This is a genomic window from Rosistilla ulvae, assembly GCF_007741475.1.
Classification (GTDB): domain Bacteria; phylum Planctomycetota; class Planctomycetia; order Pirellulales; family Pirellulaceae; genus Rosistilla; species Rosistilla ulvae.
Genome location: NZ_CP036261.1, coordinates 653,351 through 672,759, shown reverse-complemented (window position 1 = coordinate 672,759; position 19,409 = coordinate 653,351). Strand labels below are relative to the sequence as shown.

Sequence of the window (19,409 nt, the reverse complement as noted above, 5' to 3'; positions counted from 1 at the left end):
CTATTCGATTTGTCGCTGTACTTGGCAAGCCAATCCTCGTTACAATTGAGTTTGACGAGCACGCGTCCACACGAGGCCACCCCACGGGAACGATTAACCGATGACAACACAGACACCCGTCAAACGTGCCAACCTCCCCACGGCCTCCCCTCCTCCGTCGGCAAACGAAGGGGCGTTGCAGGATGTAGCCCAAAAGATTGTCTGCGACGCCCATCGATCCCCTCGCGAGTACATTCGCCGTGCAAACACACAGCAACAAGGCGAATAGCGCCGTGCCCAGCCGGTTGCTGCGCCGCCACATCGGGCTGGAAACCGAATACGCTACGGTCGTTCAAACGCCAGCCGACCAGGAACATCCGCCATCGCGACGCGAGGTTTACGATGCGGTCTGCAAGAGCCTGACGCAATCGGTCCCGACGGCCAAGGCGAGGTTCGATGATTGCCGATTGTTCCTTGCGACCGGCGGTGCGATCTCGCTGGAATCCTGCTTCGATTGGATGGACCAACCGGGCGGATTGATCGAAGGAGCGACTCCCGAATGCAGCAGCCCACGCAATCTGCTGGTCTGCCAACGCGCTCAAGATCGGCTGTTCGCCGACGCGGTCGCCGAATGCGACCTCCCCGCTTCGGTCTGCTTGCTGAAAAACTCCCGCGATGCCGAAGACCATGTCTACGGATGCCAAGAGAATTATTCGGCCGACGTCGCCAGCGGCCCGATGCTGTGGGCCTACCGCGCCGGGATCCTGATGCTGATCCCGATGTACATGCTGTACGTCGCGATCTGCCTGACACTAACCTTCTTAGGCGTTTCGCTGCTGGTCTCGCTGAAGAGCGTCGGCGCGATCGTTCGCGGCCGCCGCCCCTGCCTGGAAAGCCTGCTGGACATTCCCAACTGGTGCATCCGCGCCGCCGCGGGACTGCTGCGAATCGTTCACGCTCCGCTGACGTGCCTGCTGTGGCTGGTCGCCCGCTTCACCGCCTTCCGCCAACAACGCCAAGGGCTCACGCCGTTCCTGATCTCGCGGACGATCCTCTGCGGTTCGGGACATTTAAATGCTCGCGGCAAGTTCTCGCTTTCGGGCAAAGCCGCCGCGATCAACAGCATGGTCGGCATGGGCGGTTATCTGAACGAGCGGCCGATTTATGTCTTCGGTCACTGGTTGCAAACGATGTGCAGCGAATCGATCATCTCGCCCCGCTGCCTGCTGGAACTGCTGGGGCGACGCCAGCGACTGCAGATCGGATTGGCCGATTCGAACGTCGCCGATGCGGCGGAGTATTTAAAAGTCGGCGCGACAAGCCTCGTCCTGGACATGATCGAAGCGGGCTACGCCAAGGGGCTGCCCAAGCTGAAGAAACCGCTCGAGGCGCTGCAACAGATCGCCAGCGACTGGAGCCTGATCGCTCGCGTGGCGACCAACAGCGGTCCGATGACTGCGTTGGAGATCCAGCAAGCCTACCTGCACCGCTGCCGCCAATTCGTCTTCGACAGCGAGGAACCGGCCAACTCCGAAGCCTGGGACATCCTCGAACTGTGGGAACAGATGCTCGACGCAGCCGGGCAGATCCGCGAACTGCCGGTCGACTACGAACCGTCGTTAGCCAAGATCGACTGGGCCTCAAAAAAGTGGCTGATAGATCAGATGGGGAGCGATGCCAGCCTGGCGTCGCGGAAAAAGGTCGATCTGCGGTACCACGAACTCTCGCCCAACGGATATTACCACCGTTTAACGGGAGCGGTTCCCTGCTGTTCGATAGTCGAAGTCGACGAGATTTCCAGCGCGATGCGGATGCCTCCCAAAGACACCCCCGCGTCGCGGCGAGGCAATTTAATCCGCGAATTTGCTGGCTCCGAGACCGCCATCTCCGCCTCTTGGTCGCACGTGATCATCGGCAGCGGCAAGAGTCGCCGGACGTTTGCGGTCAAACCGCCCCGGCGTCCCGCTCCTCTGACTAAACGCGACCGGCATTGACGCCAGCCGAAGATTGAGTAATCTTTTGAATTCTTATCCAATGCGGATGTGGTGGAACGGCAGACACGCTAGCTTGAGGGGCTAGTGCCTTCACGGGCGTGCGGGTTCAAATCCCGCCATCCGCACTCATTTCTTTCAGGCTTTCGACGAAGGCCGCCGTCGGGGCAGCAGCGACATCGCATGCTCGAGCTCCAACGGACGCGGAGGATCGATAGCGATCGATCTCCTCTCCCGCACTCTCGACCTCGCAACGGCAGCAATCAAGCGAGTAAATCGCGATCAAAAATCGGTCCGCTGCCACGATGAAATCTGGCCAGGGGTGATCGTATCTTCGATTCGACAACGCTAGAGTTTATTAGAGTTGGGGCAATGACAAGCTGCGATTGATCCAACCGGGCTGGCCCCCTACCCTGCCCCAACATGCTTACTGTATCCGCTCTCGTTCATTCCCCTGATGCGCCGTGAATAAACCGGAACCGTTGCCAGAAAATCGCTTCTTCAACCGCGAACTCAGTTGGCTTGAATTCAACCAACGCGTGTTGGATCACGCCGATGATGAGAACAATCCCGCCCTGGAGCGGCTGAAATTCCTGGCGATCACCAGTTCCAATCTGGACGAGTTTTTTATGGTCCGCGTCGGCGGGCTGATCTTGCAAAGCCGGCGTCCCGAATCGTTCACCGATCCGTCGGGGCGGAGCACCGCGGAACAATTGTCCGCGATCCGCACGCGCTATCGCAAAATGGTCGACGACCAGTACCGGATCCTGCTGGAAGATATCGAACCGACGCTACAGGCTCACGGCATCGCACGGGTCACGATGAGCGAGGCGGGAGAGCAACATCAAAAGACGGTCCGCTCGGTTTTCCAAACCCTGATCCAACCGGTCCTCTCGCCACAGATCGTCAGCAGCGGGGAATTCCCGCTGGTCCAAGTGCTGACCATCCAGCTGTGCGTTCGCTTGAAAGGCCTGACCGAAGAGACGCCTTGGGATTACGCGATCATTCCACTGGGCCGAGCCGTGGGACGCGTGGTTACGCTGCCGACCGAAGGGGGCTACGCCTACGCCCTGCTGGAAGATGTCGTCGCTCACCACATCGACGAGTTCTTCAACGGGCGTGAAGTCGCCGAATGCATCGCGTTTCGCGTCACTCGCAACGCCGACATCGCGATCCAAGAAGACTCCGCACGCGACCTGATGGTCGGGATGGAAGAACTGCTGGAGAGTCGCCGCACCTCGGGCTGCGTTCGTCTAGAAATCGACGAGCGCGTGAGCGAAGAGATGCTGCAGTTCTTGAGCGACAAGATGGATCTGTGCGATCAAAACATCACGTCGATGCGCGGCCCACTGGACCTGACCTACCTGTTCCAACTGGCTGGACTGAAAGGATTTTCGGCGCTCCGCGATCCGCACTGGGCTCCGCAACATTCCCCCGAGATCGATCCCGCCGAATCGATGTTCGACAACATCGCCCAACGCGACCTATTGCTGCTGCACCCCTACGAACAATTTGACCCCGTCGTCAGGTTGATCCAAGAGGCAGCGGAGGATCCCGACGTGCTGGCGATCAAACAGGTGCTGTACCGAACCAGCCGCAACAGCCCGATCGTCGCGGCGTTGATGCGAGCGGCGGAGCGAGGCAAATACGTCACCGCGATCGTCGAACTGAAGGCCCGTTTCGATGAGGCCCGCAACATCGAATGGGCTCGCGAAATGGAAGCCTCCGGCGTGCAAGTCGTCTACGGCGTCCGAGGACTCAAGACGCACGCCAAGATCTGCATCGTCGTCCGCCGCGAAACGCAAGGCATCGCCCGCTACGTTCACTTCGGCACGGGAAACTACAACGAAGCAACAGCCGCTCTCTACGGCGACGTCAGCATGATGACCTGCAACGAAGAATTTGGCGCCGACGCGACCAACTTCTTCAATTCAGTGATCGGAGCCAGCCAGCCACAGCAGTTCCACCAATTGTCGATGGCCCCGACCAGCTTGCGAACGCGCGTCTTATCGTTGATCGAAAACGAAACTCGCCGCCGCGCCCAAGGCCAACGCGCGGTGATCGTGGCGAAGATGAACGCGCTTGTCGACAACACGATCATCGATGCCCTGTATCGCGCCAGCCAAGCGGGCGTGAAGATCAAACTGAACATCCGCGGCATCTGCTGCCTGAAGCCGGGCGTCCCGGGGCTCAGCGAAAACATCGAGGTCACCAGCATCATCGATCGCTTCCTCGAACACGCGCGAATCGCCTACTTCCACCACGGCGGCGACGAAGCTGTCTTCATCAGCAGCGCCGACTGGATGCCTCGCAACCTCGACCGCCGCGTCGAGCTGTTTGTCCCGGTGCAAGATACCGCCTGCCGGCAGAAGCTGCTGCAGTCGCTGGACACCTATTTCCAGGACAACGTCAACGCCTGGCAACTGGGACCCGACGGCGTCTACACACGCAAAACGCCGACCAAAGGCAAGCGTTTCCGGGCTCAAGAAGTCCTATACAACACGGTCGTCGCCGAAGTCAAAAAGGCGGAACACGTGCGGCGGACACACTTCGAAACGCACCAAGCCGAACCGAAGTAGTTCAAGAACCGCCCAAACGATGGTCGCCGCAAGTCGCCTTTCGCTCCGCGAAAGTGCGTCCCCCTCGCAGGTAGGCGCGAGCGCACTTTCGCGGAGCGAAAGGCGACCATCCATCACGCCCGCGGACTAGGCCAGGCCGTCGCGGACCGTTTTCAGCATCGCCGCGAAGACGAGTTCGTTCTGATCGAAGTCGCGGTTTTCCGCCTGCATCTGCACCAACAGCACGTCGTCCTGATACTGCATCGCCAGCAGCCGTGAGGTGATCACTAGGCTTTTGCAATAGAACTGCATCTCCACCCCCACCTCCTCCGGAAACGCTCCGTCGGCGGCGTAGACCTCCGACTCCACCTCATCGTATTCGGCGTCCATCGCTAGACACGCTTGCTTGAGAATGTTTTCGTAGTCGTTGCGCCCCCCAAACCGGTTCAACGAGAAAAACATCCCCGTGGGGCTCTCGACGACATAACCCTCGCTGTCGCCATCGTCGACCGGCCCGGTCAATTCCCAATTGTCGGGGTACATCAACTCAGTCCCCAAGAAGTCACATTTTTTCGGCACTTTTTCTAGCTCGCCTTCTATCGCTGTGGCAGACCATCGGTCTGGATGTCGTTATTGCTGGGGTACGCCTCGATCGCGCAACCCTTAGCTGAGAACACAATAAAGCGTTCATATTAGCTCAGACGGCCGCGAATCGTAACGGTGACAACCGCTGCAAATCAAACCGCTTTGCTAGCGGCAGCTTTTCGCGCCAGCGGATCATCGCTCCAGCCAGCAGACCTTGCTCCTCCTAGCCTCGCTTTGTTATGACCCCCAATGATTCCCACCGCGCGACGCGTGTGGCACAGCAACCTATCGAACCATCGCCCCGCGAATCCCGACACTTATCCAGACTGCACATGCGGTTGAGAACTGCCATCCTCCTGATCTTCCTCTGCCTGGGCTTCGCTCCAGGTTGTCGGGCAATCCGCCGCACTGTCGACAGCCGGCAATCGATCGAAGCCCGGCGGATGTCGCGTGAGGGACTCGCCGCGATCCACCAGAATCGCTGGGAGGAAGCGGAAAAGCTGTTCGAAGCGGCGCTGGAACTGAGTCATTCCGACGACCGCGCCTACTGGGGATACAGCGAAGTCCTGTGGCAGAAGGGGCAGCACGCCGAAGCGATCAGCCACCTGGAACAGGCAGTCCGCCTGTCGGCCGGTGCGCCGGAACTGCGCGTTCGACTCGGCAACATGTACTTGGAAGAAGATCGCGTCGACGACGCGGCAACCCAGGTCGCACACGTGCTCGAATCGACTCGCGACATGGCCACCGCCTGGGCACTGCATGGCGATATCCTCGTCCGTCAAGAGAAACTGGAAGCCGCCTTGGCCTCCTACCACCGCGCGATCTCTCTCGACCGCCAATCCCCGCAGGTCCGGCTAGCGATCGCCGACATCTACAGCCGGCAACAGCGGCACGATCGGCTGCTGGCGACAGTCGACCAACTGGAAGAATCGACAATCCCAACCGAACAAGCGGCACAACTAGAAATGATGCGAGGGATTGCGATGCGGGAACTGGGACATCCCGACAGCGGTGCCCAACATCTGCAACGAGCGATTGCGTTGGGAATGAGCGGCCGGGAGGTCTATCACGAATTGGCCAAGACGGAGCTTGCCAGTCGCCGATTCGCTGCGGCGAGCCACGCGATCCGCAACGCCCTGCAACTAGCTCCCGACGATGCCGAAAGCCTCTCGCTGGCGCAGAACATCCAACAAGCCCAAGCCCGACTGGCCGCCGATACCGCCAACGACGACCTGACTCAGGAGCGTTGATACACGGCGAGCCACAACAGCACACCGGCGGCAAAACCAGGTTTCGCTTAAGGCATCAACTGGCATGCCCTAGCGTCCGGTTCTCCCAGGCAAAACCGCCGCTAATTTTGCCTGGTCTACAATCGTGAGGTATTGTTCCTTGTGTTCTTGTGTGACCGTCCCTCAGAACGCTGCCGAAGCCCCTGCGGCCGAGGCACGCTTATTGCGTTTTGGACGGCAGAACCAGATTGCTCGTTACAATCGAAAGGGGCCCCATGCAGTCAACGACCCTCAGCCCGCCGGCAGGACCAACCAACACCTTCGTCGACCGTCGCAGCGCACCGAACCCAAACGCTTCGGTTTCCGAGCGTCGCCAGTTCGTCAGCTCGCACGACGGCCTATCGGATGAAGCCAAAGAATTGGCGCTGGCGATCGACAGCTACAAACTGCAGCACCGCCGCCGCTACATCACCTTTGAAGAGATGCTCTCGGTCGTCAAAGGCCTCGGCTACTCGCGATAGCTCGCGTCCCACGCGCTCTCTCACGCCCGGGCGGTTTCAAACCGCCCTGCCCTGCCCCGAACTCCAGTCGCGGCAACGCCGCGCATTCACGTTCGTCATGCCGCGTCGCAAGACGAGGAGATTTTGGTTCAGCAGAAAACGTGGAAGCCTTGAATGCGGCACGCGGTCAGCTATGGCCCAGTTGCTGGATGACCGACTGCGTAATGCGATCGCTGTAGGCGTTCAGCTTCCAATGCTCCGGAGACCAGCCCGCAAGAAAACGGTAGAAATCGGCCCAGGCGAACCGGTACAACGCACGCCATTCGCGTTCCAGTTCCGCGACATCTACTTCGATTTGGCGGACGGCGATGGCATCCCGTAACGCATCGAAATAGACATTCAGGAACGCAGCCTCCTGGGATGCCGCGTCGTCTGCGCTCAAGCAACTGCTGACCAGATAAGCGACGTCCTTCATGCCGCAGCCGCGACCGACATATTGAAAGTCCACCGCAGCAACGCGGCCACAGTCTCTGTCAGAAAAGCAGAAGTTCGCAACTTTGGCATCCCCGTGAACCAACGTCTGGAACCTTGCAGCATTTAAACGGCGATCGATCTCCGGTGCCGACGACTTCAGAGGGCCGGCCGGCAAGGCGGTGAGTTCGTCGGGTCGTGTGTCCAAGTGCCAGTAGGTGCCAATTGGCCACAAGCCGCTCGCCGAGCTTCCCAGAAACGTAGCGTGGAAGTTTGCCAGCCAAGCCAGACAGGCGCGGAGACCATGCTGGTCGAGATCGTTTTTGCGGCGATCGAAACCTTGAGCGTCGAGATCGGTGAGCACAATCACCCAGCCGGCTTCGTTTGCTTTCTGGTGAGCCGCAACAAGGCCGGGGACCTGGCACAATGGTCCGCATTGCCCCGAGTACTTCTCGTAGAATACCTGCTCGACTCCGTAGGAACGGACTTTCCGCAAGTGCGACGCATCACCTCCCCAGCCTCGACGGTTTGAGCGTGCCCTAGAGACATCGATGTGTTTGATGACCACGAGAGTTGGCTCGCCCGATCCGTCGTCCTGGAGTCCTCGCAAGAGAGCACGCTGAATCACACCGTAGCCACTCCAGAGGCTCTGGATCGGTTCACCAAGCTGAACGGATTGTGCGCCGGTCATTCGCCGGACGATGTCGGAGAGCGTGTCTACCACGGTTCAAAAATCTTCGCGTTGCAATGAGGTCGCGTGACGGTCTTCCAACGTTCCAACTTCGCTGCAGTCTTTCACAAGGAGCAACAAACATGACTTCCTACGAGGAAGCGAGAGGAAGCCGAACGTCGAGCCCACTGTACCGAACTTTTCGGCCCGGATCGACCGATATCGCTTCGAGGCGCTCTCAAGCGCTACCAGCAGAGCGCCGCTGCGCTGTCTGCCGCTACCATCGTTGTTGGAACGTGGCACGAAGTGCGGGGAGCAAGAAGGGGACACCCACAAAATGTTGTCCATCACCTTTGAAGAGATGCTCTCGGCCATCAAAGGCCCTCGGCTACTCGCGACAGCTCGCATCCCAATCGCTCCCCCACACCCGGGCGATTTCAAACCGCCCTGCCCTGCCCCAATCTCCAGTCGCGAGGACGACGCCCATTCACATTCGTCGTGCCGCGTCGCAGGACGAGGAGACTTTGGCAAAATGATATGTGGCACGAGGCGACGCCTTATCGACTTTGAATCAACCGTGACGAAGAGACTCGCCACTCGCAATCTTTGTTCTGCGAATGAGTCGAACCGCTGAACGAGCTGGATGTGCAACCTGTCGCATTTTCTGTCGTTTCGTTGACGAACTGGGTATAATTCCGTTTATGACCAACATGAACGAAATCTTGACCGCCGCGCAGTCGTTGCCTGCATCGGATCGCGCCCAATTGATCGCAAACCTTTGGGACAGCGTTTCTCCACTTGACTGGGTGCCCCCCGATTCGCAATGGATTACCGAGGCCAATCGACGTAGCGACGCTTTCGACGCGGGTGAAATGACCAGCACGCCATGGGCTGAAGTGCGCCAGCGCGCTCGACGCAAGGCTGGCCTGGATGGCTAACGTCACGATCTGTTCGGCGGCAGAGGACGACTACACGGAGTCCCTGAAATGGTACGCCGAGCGAAGCATTGAAACGGCAAACGATTTCGATGCGGAATTCGATCGGGCGTTATCACAGATCGCGGATACTCCCGAGCGGTTTCTCAAAGTGCGACTCTCGCCATCGCTACTTTCTGATGCGGCGATTCCCGTTTCGGATTATCTTCCGGATTGAGGGAGCCGACATTGCGGTGATCGCAGTCGCCCACGGATCGCGGTCTCCCGACTACTGGACTGACCGGTGAGATAACGACTCTTGCAAATGCACCTGCTTATCATTCTCTGCCTAGCAGGTGCTCCGCAGAACGAGGCAGTTGCGTCTCCTGTCGCATTGGATGCCGATGCACCATGACGGGGCGGAACAAAACTTCGGCAGGATGATGGGGGCAGAATAACCAATCGCACGAGGCGAAGTCTATTTGCGCTGCAGCTTCCGCGAAGAACAACTCTCACTCCCCCCGCTTTTCTCATTCTGCCAGCGTTCCCGCAGTCAGCGAGACGATCCGCAGAGCGATGGCTGGGGGAGCCCCGACGCCCGCGTGGTAATGCGTGTTGTATTAATTCTCCAGAGCGCGAACCCGCCCTGCCCTGCTGCTGTCTTGACCGCGGGGCTTGCCTAGTCAATAATCGAAGCGGCCTCCCGTTCCACCTTATTTGCGACGTCTTCCCAATGACCATCCAACTGCACCTCCTATCGCTATACTTGCGACGCGCTGCCAAGGGCGAGTGCTAGGGGAACGATTGGATTCGCAAAACCGCGAACGTAACAAATCACCAAACCCCGTGGCTCGTCGATGAGCCACGGGGTTTTTTTATTGGACGAATCCGACTCAGCATTTCCAGGACCTTTTCCATGCCAGTCAACGATAACGAATCGACCGAAACACGCCACATCAAGATCTTCGACACGACGCTTCGCGACGGCGAACAATCGCCCGGCGCGAGCATGAATCTGAACGAGAAACTGGAAGTCGCTCAGATGCTTGTCGAATTGGGCGTCGATGTGATCGAAGCCGGTTTTCCGATCGCGTCGCCTGGCGACTTCGAAGCTGTCCGCGAGATCGCGCAAACAGTCCGCGGCGCCACGATCTGCGGGCTCGCTCGTTGTGCCGAAAAGGACATCGACCGCGCCTGGGAAGCACTCAAAGGAGCCCCACAGCCACGGATCCACGTCTTCTTGGCGACCAGCGCGATCCATCGCCAGTTCAAATTGAAGATGACAACCGACGAAATCGTCGAACGGGCGATCGCGGGCGTCACGCGTGCCGCCAATGTCTGCGACGACGTCGAATTTTCGCCCGAAGATGCAGCCCGTACCGAACCCGATTTCTTGTGTCGCGTCGTCGAAGCAGCGATCACCGCTGGAGCGACAACGATCAACATCCCCGACACCGTCGGTTACACCACTCCGACTGAATTCCATGCTCGGATCAAGATGTTGATCGACCGCGTGCCCAACATCGACAAAGCCGTCATCAGCGTCCACTGCCACGACGACTTGGGAATGGCGGTCGCCAACAGCTTGGCTGGAGTTCAAGCTGGTGCCGGGCAAGTCGAATGCACGATCAACGGGATCGGCGAACGAGCCGGCAACTGTTCGTTGGAAGAAGTGGTGATGGCGCTCCGCACCCGATCCGACTTCTACAAAGTCGACACTCGGATCAACACCCAACGTCTGGTTCCGGCGAGCCGATTGGTCAGCAGCACCACCGGAATGTCGGTCCAACGCAATAAGGCGATCGTCGGCCGCAACGCCTTCGCTCACGAATCGGGGATCCACCAAGACGGGATGTTAAAAGAACCGACCACGTACGAGATCATCCGCCCCGAAGATGTCGGCTTCGCCAAGACCGACCTCGTGTTGGGCAAGCACAGCGGTCGCGCGGCGCTTGCCGATCGCGCTCGCCAGCTCGGGTTCCAATTGACCGGCGAACAATTACAAGTCGTCTTCGAACGCTTCAAGGCGTTGGCTGATAAGAAAAAGGAGATCTACGACGGCGATATCACTGCGTTGATTCAACAACAGATCTCCGGCAACAACCAAGCCCAGTGGTCGCTTGTCGATTACGAAGTTCGCAACTCGCGGACCAGCACGCCGACCGTGAAGCTGACGCTTCGCCGCGGCGACGAAGAACACTCGGCCGAAGTCAACCAAGGAGACGGACCGATCGACGCCGCCTTCTGGGCCGTCGAACAGATCACCGGCATGAAAGTCATGTGCAAGGATTTTCAAGTCCACAGCGCCACGCTGGGTCGCGACGCGCAAGGCGAAACGACGCTGGAGATCGAATATAACGGCAAGACCTATCGCGGGATCGGGGTTAGCACCGACACGGTCGAAGCGACGATCCTGGCGATGCTCAACGCCGTCAATCGGATCGCGGCGGAGACCGAAAACGCCTCCTGACGCGGATGCCAAAACGGTGAATGGCGAGTCGCCTTTCGCCTGGCAATACTAGCACGAAGCGCAAGCGAGTGGAGATTCAACACTCGCGGGTGTTTCGTGCTCGTAACAGATTCAACACTCGCTCGCGCTTCGTGCTAGTAACAGGATAGAAGCGACCGTTGACAGCCGCGGCAGGACAACACGGCTTTGATTCCCAATGCCACTGTAGATATCTATGCGTCTGTTAATCGATGGATACAACCTGCTGCACAAATCCGACCTGATGGGAACCGGTCATGGAGCGGCATGGCTGGAACGGGCGCGGCAGCGATTGATCGATACGATCGCTGCCTACTTGGAACCGCAAGACCTTCCCCAAACGACGATCGTCTTCGACCGTCACTCGGGAAAACAGATCGACGCCCACCAGGTCGACTCCAGCGGAATCCAAATCCTCTATGCCGTCGACCATCCCGAAGCGGACGACTTGATCGAAGACCTAATCGCAAAGAGTTCGCACCCCAAGCAATTGACAGTCGTCTCGTCGGACCATCGGCTCCAAAAAGCGATCGACCGTCGCGGCGGGAAATCGGTCGACGCGGACATCTGGTACGAACGACTGCTCGCTGGCCAAGTCACTACCGGTGCGAAGAAAAACAAACAAGGCCGTGGCAATCGGCAGGCCAAGCGAGGCAAATCGCACAAGCCCGACAGCCCGCTGACCGACGAACAATTGGCCCGTTGGCTGGATCGGTTTAATGCCGACGCGATCCAAGACGAACTCAGCTCGCTCGCCGAAGAACCATCGCCAATTCCCAAACCACGCCCCCCTGCCCTGCCCCAGCCCAAAGCAAAGCCAGCTAAAAAAGCAACCAAACAAAAAACGCAGCCCAAGCCACCCAAGAAGCCAGCGCCGCCGCGGAGCAAAAAGAAGCAGCCTGCAACGAAACCGGACGACCTCAGCAAACGCAAACTGCAGCAAGAGAACTACAACCCCTTCCCCGAAGGCTACACCGACGACCTCTGGGATGAATGAGACAACACGCCGCGGGGGAGTCGAGACTTCCGTATTTCAAAATCTGAAGCTTGCATAGCCTGCAGTGCCAACCAGCCGCGACCTATCGCAGAAACACTAATCCGTTGCCGGCGTGTCTTGAGTTACCATCACCTTTTCGAGGATCAAGCGAGAAGATTTCAGCATCGCCAACTTTGCTCCAGGCGGTGGCTTGATGTCAGTTTTGGTGGCTCCTTCCTCCATGTCTCTGTCCCAAAACAAGTGCGTGTATCCCAGGTCTTTACCCGTCATATCGTAAAACGAAACGGTGACTTTCCCAGCGGTTTTGGAGTAGCCTTTTCCCTTGCAATGAAAAGAATACCTGGCTTGATCGTCCACGGCGAAAAATGAACTTCCGCCGCTCGTTCCACATTTCAACACATTTTTCCCGTCGGACCGAACGTACAGCCGCCCCTCCGAACCTGGATCCCAACCGCTGAGATTGAACTTGCCGTATCGAAAATCGGGGTTCCCATTCTCCGTCCCCTCCGACGTCTCTCGCTCGAGAACGATCTCATCGATCCAGACCTTCCGTCCCCGCGGCAACAGTTTCAATTGCAGCGTTTCAGCCTCGGGTGGTGCATAAAAGACGGAGATGAACTCGTGCAATTGCCCCGAGATGATCGAGATGGGATCGGTCCGCATCCGAATTCTTCCATACAACAAAAAGGACGTCTCTTCACCATCCTTGTCGAAGAACGTCAATTGGCAGGCAGTGAAACTCTTGCCGCCATTCTTGGCAAGGATCTCGGGCAGCCGGTCGTTGGTTTCGACGGTGTCGGAATCGTCGACGGCTGCTCGAATCATGAGCTTGTATTTTTGTAACGCTTGCACGCCGATCGGCTTCAACGCGCGAGCGTCAACATCACCGCCGATGACGAGACAGCGTTGGTTATCAAACACGGGCTCTACCGCCAGCTCATCGACCGGGGCGACGAAGTGCTGGAGATCGTCCGCGTTGTCGAAGGGAATGCTCAGCAGAGTTTGTGCGTGCGCCGTTGCGGCTCCCGACAATAAACAGAGTCCGGCGAGTTGTAGGATCGTTTTCATGGGAGCGAATTTCAGTTGTAATTTCAAGATGAAGGCGTCTGCACAACAGCGAGACAGTACGGCCCGCGAGACGAATAACAAACCGATCGCATGACGCAGGAATCAGCGGTCGACTGGGAACAGCTAATCAAACTGAAACGGACTGCGCAACAGTTTGTGCTCGGTGAAGATGCCGCGACCGTCGTAAGTGCTTTCCTCGCGTTTGGCACTCTGAGGATGGACGACCCTGCTGAACTTGCCATCGATATCGATGCTGTCCCGATCCGCGCCGATATCTTTCAATGGAACTGCCAGCAGCACCGACCAACGCCCTTCGCCTCGATCATGCTGTGTACGAACCTCGTTGTTCCAGGCCGACTCCGCCGTGTTCCAGTTCTTCAACAAATAAGTTCCGCAATCCTCACCGACCGCCCAATAGTAGGTGTCGGCACCGGACCGAAGCACAATTTCGACGCGATCCCCCTGCGGGAAAGCATTCAACGGTTGCGAGGCAACCGTCGCCGGATCGTCATTCGCAAAAGCATCGATCTTGAAATACAGATGATCCTTGTCCCGCATCATCGCAACGGTTGTTGCGTACTGCGCCGGCGTATCCTCAGCGAGTGGCTCTGCATTAGCGATTCGCTTGAACCCGCTGATCTCATGAGCCTTGTACCAGTGTTGCGAATCGTACTGGTTCCATTGCTCGGTCGATTCGGGAACCAACGGAACTGGCAGGCGATTGAGTCCGGCAGCATAGTGGTCAAACTTTTCGAGAACTCGCTCGACCAACTTTTGAGTTTTTGAATCGGTTGCAAGCGTTCGGGCTTCTAACAACGCGGCCCGCGCACGCTTCTCAACTCCAGGATCGACGATGAACTTCTGGAACAATTCCGCAGCCGGCGTGTGACAATTCACCGTCGTGGGATTACTGGAATCGTGCCATGAATCGTTGATGATCTGGTAGAACTGCCGCATCAGTTCGGACGCTTCGCGGTAGGTGCGAGTGATGTATTCATCCCGCAGTGCCGCCGGATCCAACGTCGGGTCCCATTGCAGTTTAGCGATCGCCCATTTCTCGCAACCGTCTACATCCCAGTTGCTCGTGTCGGTCGAATCGACAGCAAATCCTTCGCAATGTGCGTGGATGCCCCCCATCTCGGCTAGCGCCTTGTAGTCGGGCCCGGCCGTGTCGGCCAGCGCATTGAAACCTGCGGTGTAGTAGTAGCCAAAAAATCCAAACCGGACTTCTTGCTCCTCGCTCCACTGTCGCATCCGCCTGCCCCAAACAGCGCCCGGCCTGGAGGGCTGTTCCAAGATGGGATAGCGTTCGTTTTTCGTCGGGTATGCAGCGAAGTGAGGCACGATCGCTGGATGCAGCTTCACCTTGGGCGGCTCGGCGGCAAAAATGTAAGCGTGCGTATGTAATTCGAGGTCGGGATAATCCTTGACCAACTCTTCCGCCATCCGATTCAGCATCATGTAATTGCGAGTCGAAAAGAAAAGCGGATCTTTGATACTGCTTGTCGCTTTGGGAGCCAATTCACTGCCATCGGCTAACCGAATCGGCTGCATGCACTCGGAACAACTACAGACCTCCCAATTGTCTCCCACTCGCGAGATTAGAAACTCGAGCTTTCGGCCCGGGACGCTTTCCAGCATTTCGCGGGCGGCGTCAGCCATGACCTTAGGAACGTCACTGTGCGTGTAACAGGGCTGACGCCACATGTTGCGCAGGCGGTTGCCGTTGACCAGCGGGTATAGCGTTTCGTCCTCTTGCTTCAGCCCCATGAAACTCCAAATGTAGCCGCCTCCGGCGCCGATCGTCGCTCCCGACAACCAATTCAGATACTGGAAGCCTTTCCCTAATTTCATCGGCGAGTTGCCGCCGTTGCGGCCGATCCAGTCGTGGCTGATCACGGGATTCCGATCGCCACCGGGAAAGGAAATCTGACGCACCTTAAACGCGGGTCGGGAGATTAGATCAGTCTGCGAGAATTCGATTTCGGGTACATGTGAATATACCGCGACGAAATCCGGATGCGGCCGCGGCCAGATGATGTCGGTGTTTTTCTCTAGCAGCGCATGAACGCCAAACAACGTCCCGCGTGGGTGGCTTCCAAATACATGGATCCTGTTTCCGCTGCGGCGGATGGCATATCCATCCGATCCGGCCAGATAGTCGATGTCGTTTTGATATTCCTGTGCCCACTTGGCCCCAAGCAAAAACTTGGTGTTGTCGCGTTGGGAGGGCTGCGCGAGCAGGACCAGCCGTTTGCCGGTAATCTCCCGGATCCAATGACACAGCTCGTGAGCCGCCCGAAGCTCGCGTGGATCGGCTCGGCTGTCGAGCACAACTTCGCCAGGGTACAGCGGAAGATCCGTCTCGTCCGCGACAGCGTCGGCATCAACTGGCCGCAGCCCCACACCCGTCATCGTTTTTGTTCGGTAAGCAGGGATGTGGTCAAAGCTGGTCTGATACAACAACCGAAGATAGGCCGCCTGTTCGGGAGTCTTCAGTTCGCGGTGGCGGTTGTAGGGAGCCGGCGTTAGAAGATGCATATCGGAATCGTAAGCCAAGACGTAGTTTGGCATCGCCGCCCCAGCGTCGAAGCGATAGTCCGCTCCGCCAACCACCGGAATGCGATCGGTCAACGCATAACCGTTGTGCTCGATCTTTAAGGCTGTCTTGCCGTCGACTTCGACAAAACGCGTGTTGAGTGTTTCCGACCAACCGGAATAGTTTCCGGCCCCTTCGCTGAAATCTCCGTTCACAAACAAGCTCTCCACCGTCACCGCCTGCAATTGCACGTCGCTCACTCGTGGCAGTTTCCCTTCGCCGCGAACCGCAAGATTAACCGTTGTTGCATTGGGGACAGAGCGAAAGACATGAACGTAGCGGCTTTGCTCGGGCGTGATCTGTTGCCACGCATCGTGGTGACTGCCCGCGTGCGGGACATCCCCATGTTCATCGATCGTGTCGAGTAACCAAGTAGCCGATTCCCCACCCGCCTCCGCGTCGAACTGCAAGCGATAACAAGTGTTCGGCTCGACCGCCAAACTTGCAACGATGGTTTCATCCGCCGCCACCATGTTCGCCAACAGGCAACCGAATAAAGCGGCAAGAAAGGGAATGCGTTTACGCATGATCTAATCCGTGGTGTGACTGCGTTTGTTCGGGAGAACTGCAGTTTTTGGGCGATGCGATCTCAATTCCGCACAAGCGAATCGCCGATCGACGGCATCATCAAAGTGCAACCGGAGAGAATCGAGAAGGCTAATCGAACGCACCAGTGATAGCAAGCCGCAAAGGACCGCAGCCCCACGCTAACCGCCGACGAAGGGCGAGTTCCTTGCCACAGAGCGAGCGAGGGCCCCGTGTCCGCCTTTGCTTCCGACACAGCGTTACGTCGCCTCCATAGCGCTGGTCAAAAACAACGGCCCCCTTCAGCGCGCCGGATTAGGTTCGCTTTACCCCGCCGCAAATCATTTTCGTCGCGGAATAGCAAGCGTCACGCTGTAGTCGCCCGAACCGTTTGGCGAGTCGCAGATGTACAGATCGAAACCGTCGGGCGTATGTTCCAGTGCGATCACGTCGCGACCTTTTCGCTTGGCGATCCATGCCTTTGACAGATCCAAACGAGTTCCGAAATCACGCCACGGTGCCGGTGTTCGATCCAATTTCGTCCAAGGTTCACCGTCGAAGAGAACACGACTCGGGGGCTGCCAGCTTTTGTGTTCGTAACGCACGACACGGCGAGTGAACCGGATTCGCCCACTGCCGTCAAAACGCCCCGAAATTCGCAACAGCTTTGGTTGCGCACTGAGGGCTGCATCGAATGCTGTCGCGTTGTCGCTTCGTTCTGGTGAAGTGCCAACGCCGTCGAGCGACTGTGCGCCGTAGCTCAATCCAGTGGCCACGATTAGCCACAACATGATCTGAAGAAACGTCTTCATTCCAGTACCTTTCGATTCGACAAAACGAGTATGCGATTCATCATCCATCAACCGATGGCATGGACTTGACACATGACCGAAGGCGAATGGAAACCAACATTCAAATCAACTTCTGGGGCAGGCACGAATCGCTCTCCTGTTGCCAATCAAACTCCCTCGATCCGCAGCGTCATCTGGTTCGTGGCAATTCCCGGCGTTGCTCACCGGACGCTTCGACTCGTATTAAAAAAGGCTCGGCAGGCAAATGAATCGAGACAACAACGTCCCTGGATAAAACGTGATCCACGCGGACCACCATGTCATATCATTCAACCACCGCATCTCTTCGTTTCTTCAACCTTCCATATCGGTTCTCGCCTATCAGCCACACTTGCAGCTTCCCTTTGCCTTGAAGCATATCTGCAGGAATGACAACTTTTCCCGCTTGCCGTTCTTGATCGGAAACAAACACGTTGTGTTCTTCGTAGCTGTTTGCGTCGCTCTTAAAGTACACAATGATGACGTCCATGTTTTCGGAGTCGATATCGATCTCCCATGTTTCCCCTAGGGCTATCGCATCGACGGGCATAGTGAAATCAAGATCACAAACAGCGAATTCGCACACCTGGCTGAGCGAATCGTCGTCCATCACGCAGTGCGCAGTGTAGTCGCCACAAGTTGAAAACGAGAGTTCGATGACACCCTTTCCGGGCCGGTTGATTGTTTCAACGACAGTCTCTCCCCGTTTAACAACAAGAGCTTTCACGCCCTGATCATCCCTGTCCATGATGTTGAACTTAACGTCCTGCCCTTTGTGGTAAGGGACCCAATCCCCGAGGTCGAGAAGCAAGACGCGGTTGATCTCTGGCGATGCGGAATCTTCGCGGTAGTTTGGAAACAGAAAGGATTCCGCTCGATTGCCTTCGCGCCAGGCGTCTAAATCGGTAATCCGCAACAACTGTCGCCCTCTAGCGCGAACATGCGAATTGAAGTTCTTGACGCTGCGGTTGTTATTCCGAGTCGTTTGGGGCCAGCTATCCTCGACACGGACGTGAGTTACTTTACCATCGGCGTCCCTGGTGAATCCTGTTATGAGTTCTACGTGTGAACCACCACCTGCTGTCGCTGGCGGCGTGTAAATAACGTCGCCCACTTCCGCGGTTTGAGCCGACGGCGAATCCACAACCCGAACTCCGTTGCGATGCGGCGGGCCATGCAACCGGCTCACATACCAGATGCCGCACTGCAAAGCATAGCTGGTATAAGAAGAACAGACCTTCCCATAGTAGCACTCTGCGTTGCTCACCTTTCCACGCAAATTTTCGGTGTAGAGCACGCTGCGGGGATTCTCGACTGCCGCCAAAAATGTCTTGAGAAAAATGTCGTATCCGACATAGCGTCCCACAGATTTGACACTTGAATAGGGAACACCGGTGTATTCGACTCCTTTTTCGAAATACCCTCCTCGCTTCGGCATTCCACTGGCGACGGGACTCCATTTCACTCGCGACATGATCCGCGCGTTCTCGACAACTTGTGCCTGCCACGACACGCGACTGTCTGCTGCTCTTGCGTTGGGGTTTGCTTCTTCAGCAGATATAACTCCATCTGCACCGATGCAACTCACCCAAATCAAGGACCAACAAGCAAGACACCGGTACTCAAAGATCATCGGATGATTCCTAGTGGGTTTCAAATCACGCATGCCCGTGGCGGCGAGTTGTCGCCCGTTGATGTGGAGACGACTCCTATTGATTCATTCGCGAGCTAATTCTAACTCGCCAAAGCAACACGTTTCAACTCGGACGTATTCGTCGACAGGTTAAACAGTGTTTCAATAGGAGGTATCAGCGGGCACTCCGCTCGCTAGGCTCGCACCGTTTGACCAGAGCTATATGCAAATCGCCGGTCCTTCGGCCCTCGCCGGAGAGACAGTCTTCCCATCCGAGGCTCCGTGCTGAGCCCACGCCCAACCTTTCCTGCGGCTCGCGCCGTAGGCTTTATGCGGCCGGTGCTGCCGCGGTTTTGTTTCGGTCTGAGCGTC

The 19,409-nt window shown here is 57.5% G+C and carries 14 protein-coding genes and 1 tRNA gene; 9 read left to right on the top strand and 6 right to left on the bottom strand.

Annotated elements, in window-relative coordinates; translation table 11 throughout:
- The first annotated feature begins 272 nt into the window (after positions 1-272).
- The 3 genes from EC9_RS02535 to ppk1 all read left to right on the top strand — a co-directional run bounded on the left by EC9_RS02535 (position 273) and on the right by ppk1 (position 4,549).
- On the top strand, positions 273-1,973 hold the full coding sequence (locus EC9_RS02535) for a proteasome accessory factor PafA2 family protein (protein ID WP_197452969.1): 1,701 nt from the start codon (positions 273-275) through the stop codon (positions 1,971-1,973).
- 42 nt (positions 1,974-2,015) lie between these two features.
- Positions 2,016-2,098 (top strand) — tRNA-Leu (locus tag EC9_RS02530).
- 336 nt (positions 2,099-2,434) lie between these two features.
- Positions 2,435-4,549 (top strand): polyphosphate kinase 1, encoded by a 2,115-nt coding sequence (gene ppk1, locus EC9_RS02525; RefSeq protein ID WP_145117475.1) that lies wholly within the window; start codon positions 2,435-2,437, stop codon positions 4,547-4,549.
- Positions 4,550-4,675: 126 nt separating this feature from the next.
- On the opposite strand, the gene EC9_RS02520 is transcribed toward ppk1, so the two are convergent.
- On the bottom strand, positions 4,676-5,107 hold the full coding sequence (locus EC9_RS02520; protein WP_145342104.1) for a hypothetical protein: 432 nt from the start codon (positions 5,105-5,107) through the stop codon (positions 4,676-4,678).
- 344 nt (positions 5,108-5,451) lie between these two features.
- Between EC9_RS02520 and EC9_RS02515 the strand changes: the two genes are divergently transcribed.
- Together EC9_RS02515 and EC9_RS02510 are read left to right on the top strand one after the other, a co-directional pair.
- Positions 5,452-6,363, top strand: a complete 912-nt coding sequence (locus EC9_RS02515) for a tetratricopeptide repeat protein (protein WP_218934533.1) — start codon at positions 5,452-5,454, stop codon at positions 6,361-6,363.
- A 254-nt stretch (positions 6,364-6,617) separates the two neighbouring features.
- The gene (locus EC9_RS02510) at positions 6,618-6,863 is read left to right on the top strand and encodes a hypothetical protein (protein ID WP_145117472.1); all 246 of its coding nucleotides are present in this window, start codon (positions 6,618-6,620) and stop codon (positions 6,861-6,863) included.
- Between the two features lie 166 nt (positions 6,864-7,029).
- Here the strand turns inward: EC9_RS02510 and EC9_RS02505 are convergent, their stop codons facing one another.
- Complete coding sequence (locus EC9_RS02505) at positions 7,030-8,037, bottom strand: phosphotransferase (RefSeq protein WP_246105920.1); 1,008 nt, start codon at positions 8,035-8,037, stop codon at positions 7,030-7,032.
- Between the two features lie 656 nt (positions 8,038-8,693).
- On the opposite strand from EC9_RS02505, the gene EC9_RS02500 reads away from it, so the two are divergent.
- The 4 genes from EC9_RS02500 (at position 8,694) to EC9_RS02485 (ending at position 12,382) form a co-directional block, all read left to right on the top strand.
- Positions 8,694-8,921 (top strand): addiction module protein, encoded by a 228-nt coding sequence (locus tag EC9_RS02500; RefSeq protein ID WP_218934532.1) that lies wholly within the window; start codon positions 8,694-8,696, stop codon positions 8,919-8,921.
- Entirely contained in the window at positions 8,914-9,135 is a 222-nt protein-coding gene (locus EC9_RS02495) for a hypothetical protein (protein WP_145342098.1), read from the top strand. The genes EC9_RS02500 and EC9_RS02495 overlap by 8 nt, the downstream gene beginning before the upstream one ends.
- A 678-nt stretch (positions 9,136-9,813) precedes the next feature.
- The gene (locus tag EC9_RS02490) at positions 9,814-11,367 is read left to right on the top strand and encodes a 2-isopropylmalate synthase (protein WP_145117468.1); all 1,554 of its coding nucleotides are present in this window, start codon (positions 9,814-9,816) and stop codon (positions 11,365-11,367) included.
- A 214-nt stretch (positions 11,368-11,581) separates the two neighbouring features.
- A complete protein-coding gene (locus tag EC9_RS02485; RefSeq protein ID WP_145342096.1) occupies positions 11,582-12,382 on the top strand; it encodes an NYN domain-containing protein in 801 nt (266 codons plus the stop codon).
- Between the two features lie 96 nt (positions 12,383-12,478).
- Here EC9_RS02485 and EC9_RS02480 read toward each other — a convergent pair whose 3' ends face one another.
- The 4 genes from EC9_RS02480 to EC9_RS02465 all read right to left on the bottom strand — a co-directional run bounded on the left by EC9_RS02480 (position 12,479) and on the right by EC9_RS02465 (position 19,037).
- Positions 12,479-13,450, bottom strand: a complete 972-nt coding sequence (locus EC9_RS02480) for a hypothetical protein (protein ID WP_145342094.1) — start codon at positions 13,448-13,450, stop codon at positions 12,479-12,481.
- Positions 13,451-13,573: 123 nt separating this feature from the next.
- Positions 13,574-16,576 carry a DUF4838 domain-containing protein gene (locus tag EC9_RS02475; protein ID WP_145342092.1) on the bottom strand — a complete coding sequence of 1,001 codons (3,003 nt, stop codon included), beginning with the start codon at positions 16,574-16,576 and terminating at the stop codon, positions 13,574-13,576.
- Between the two features lie 339 nt (positions 16,577-16,915).
- Positions 16,916-17,386, bottom strand: a complete 471-nt coding sequence (locus EC9_RS02470) for a hypothetical protein (RefSeq protein ID WP_145342090.1) — start codon at positions 17,384-17,386, stop codon at positions 16,916-16,918.
- 304 nt (positions 17,387-17,690) lie between these two features.
- The gene (locus EC9_RS02465) at positions 17,691-19,037 is read right to left on the bottom strand and encodes a hypothetical protein (RefSeq protein WP_246105919.1); all 1,347 of its coding nucleotides are present in this window, start codon (positions 19,035-19,037) and stop codon (positions 17,691-17,693) included.
- Positions 19,038-19,409: the final 372 nt, after the last annotated feature.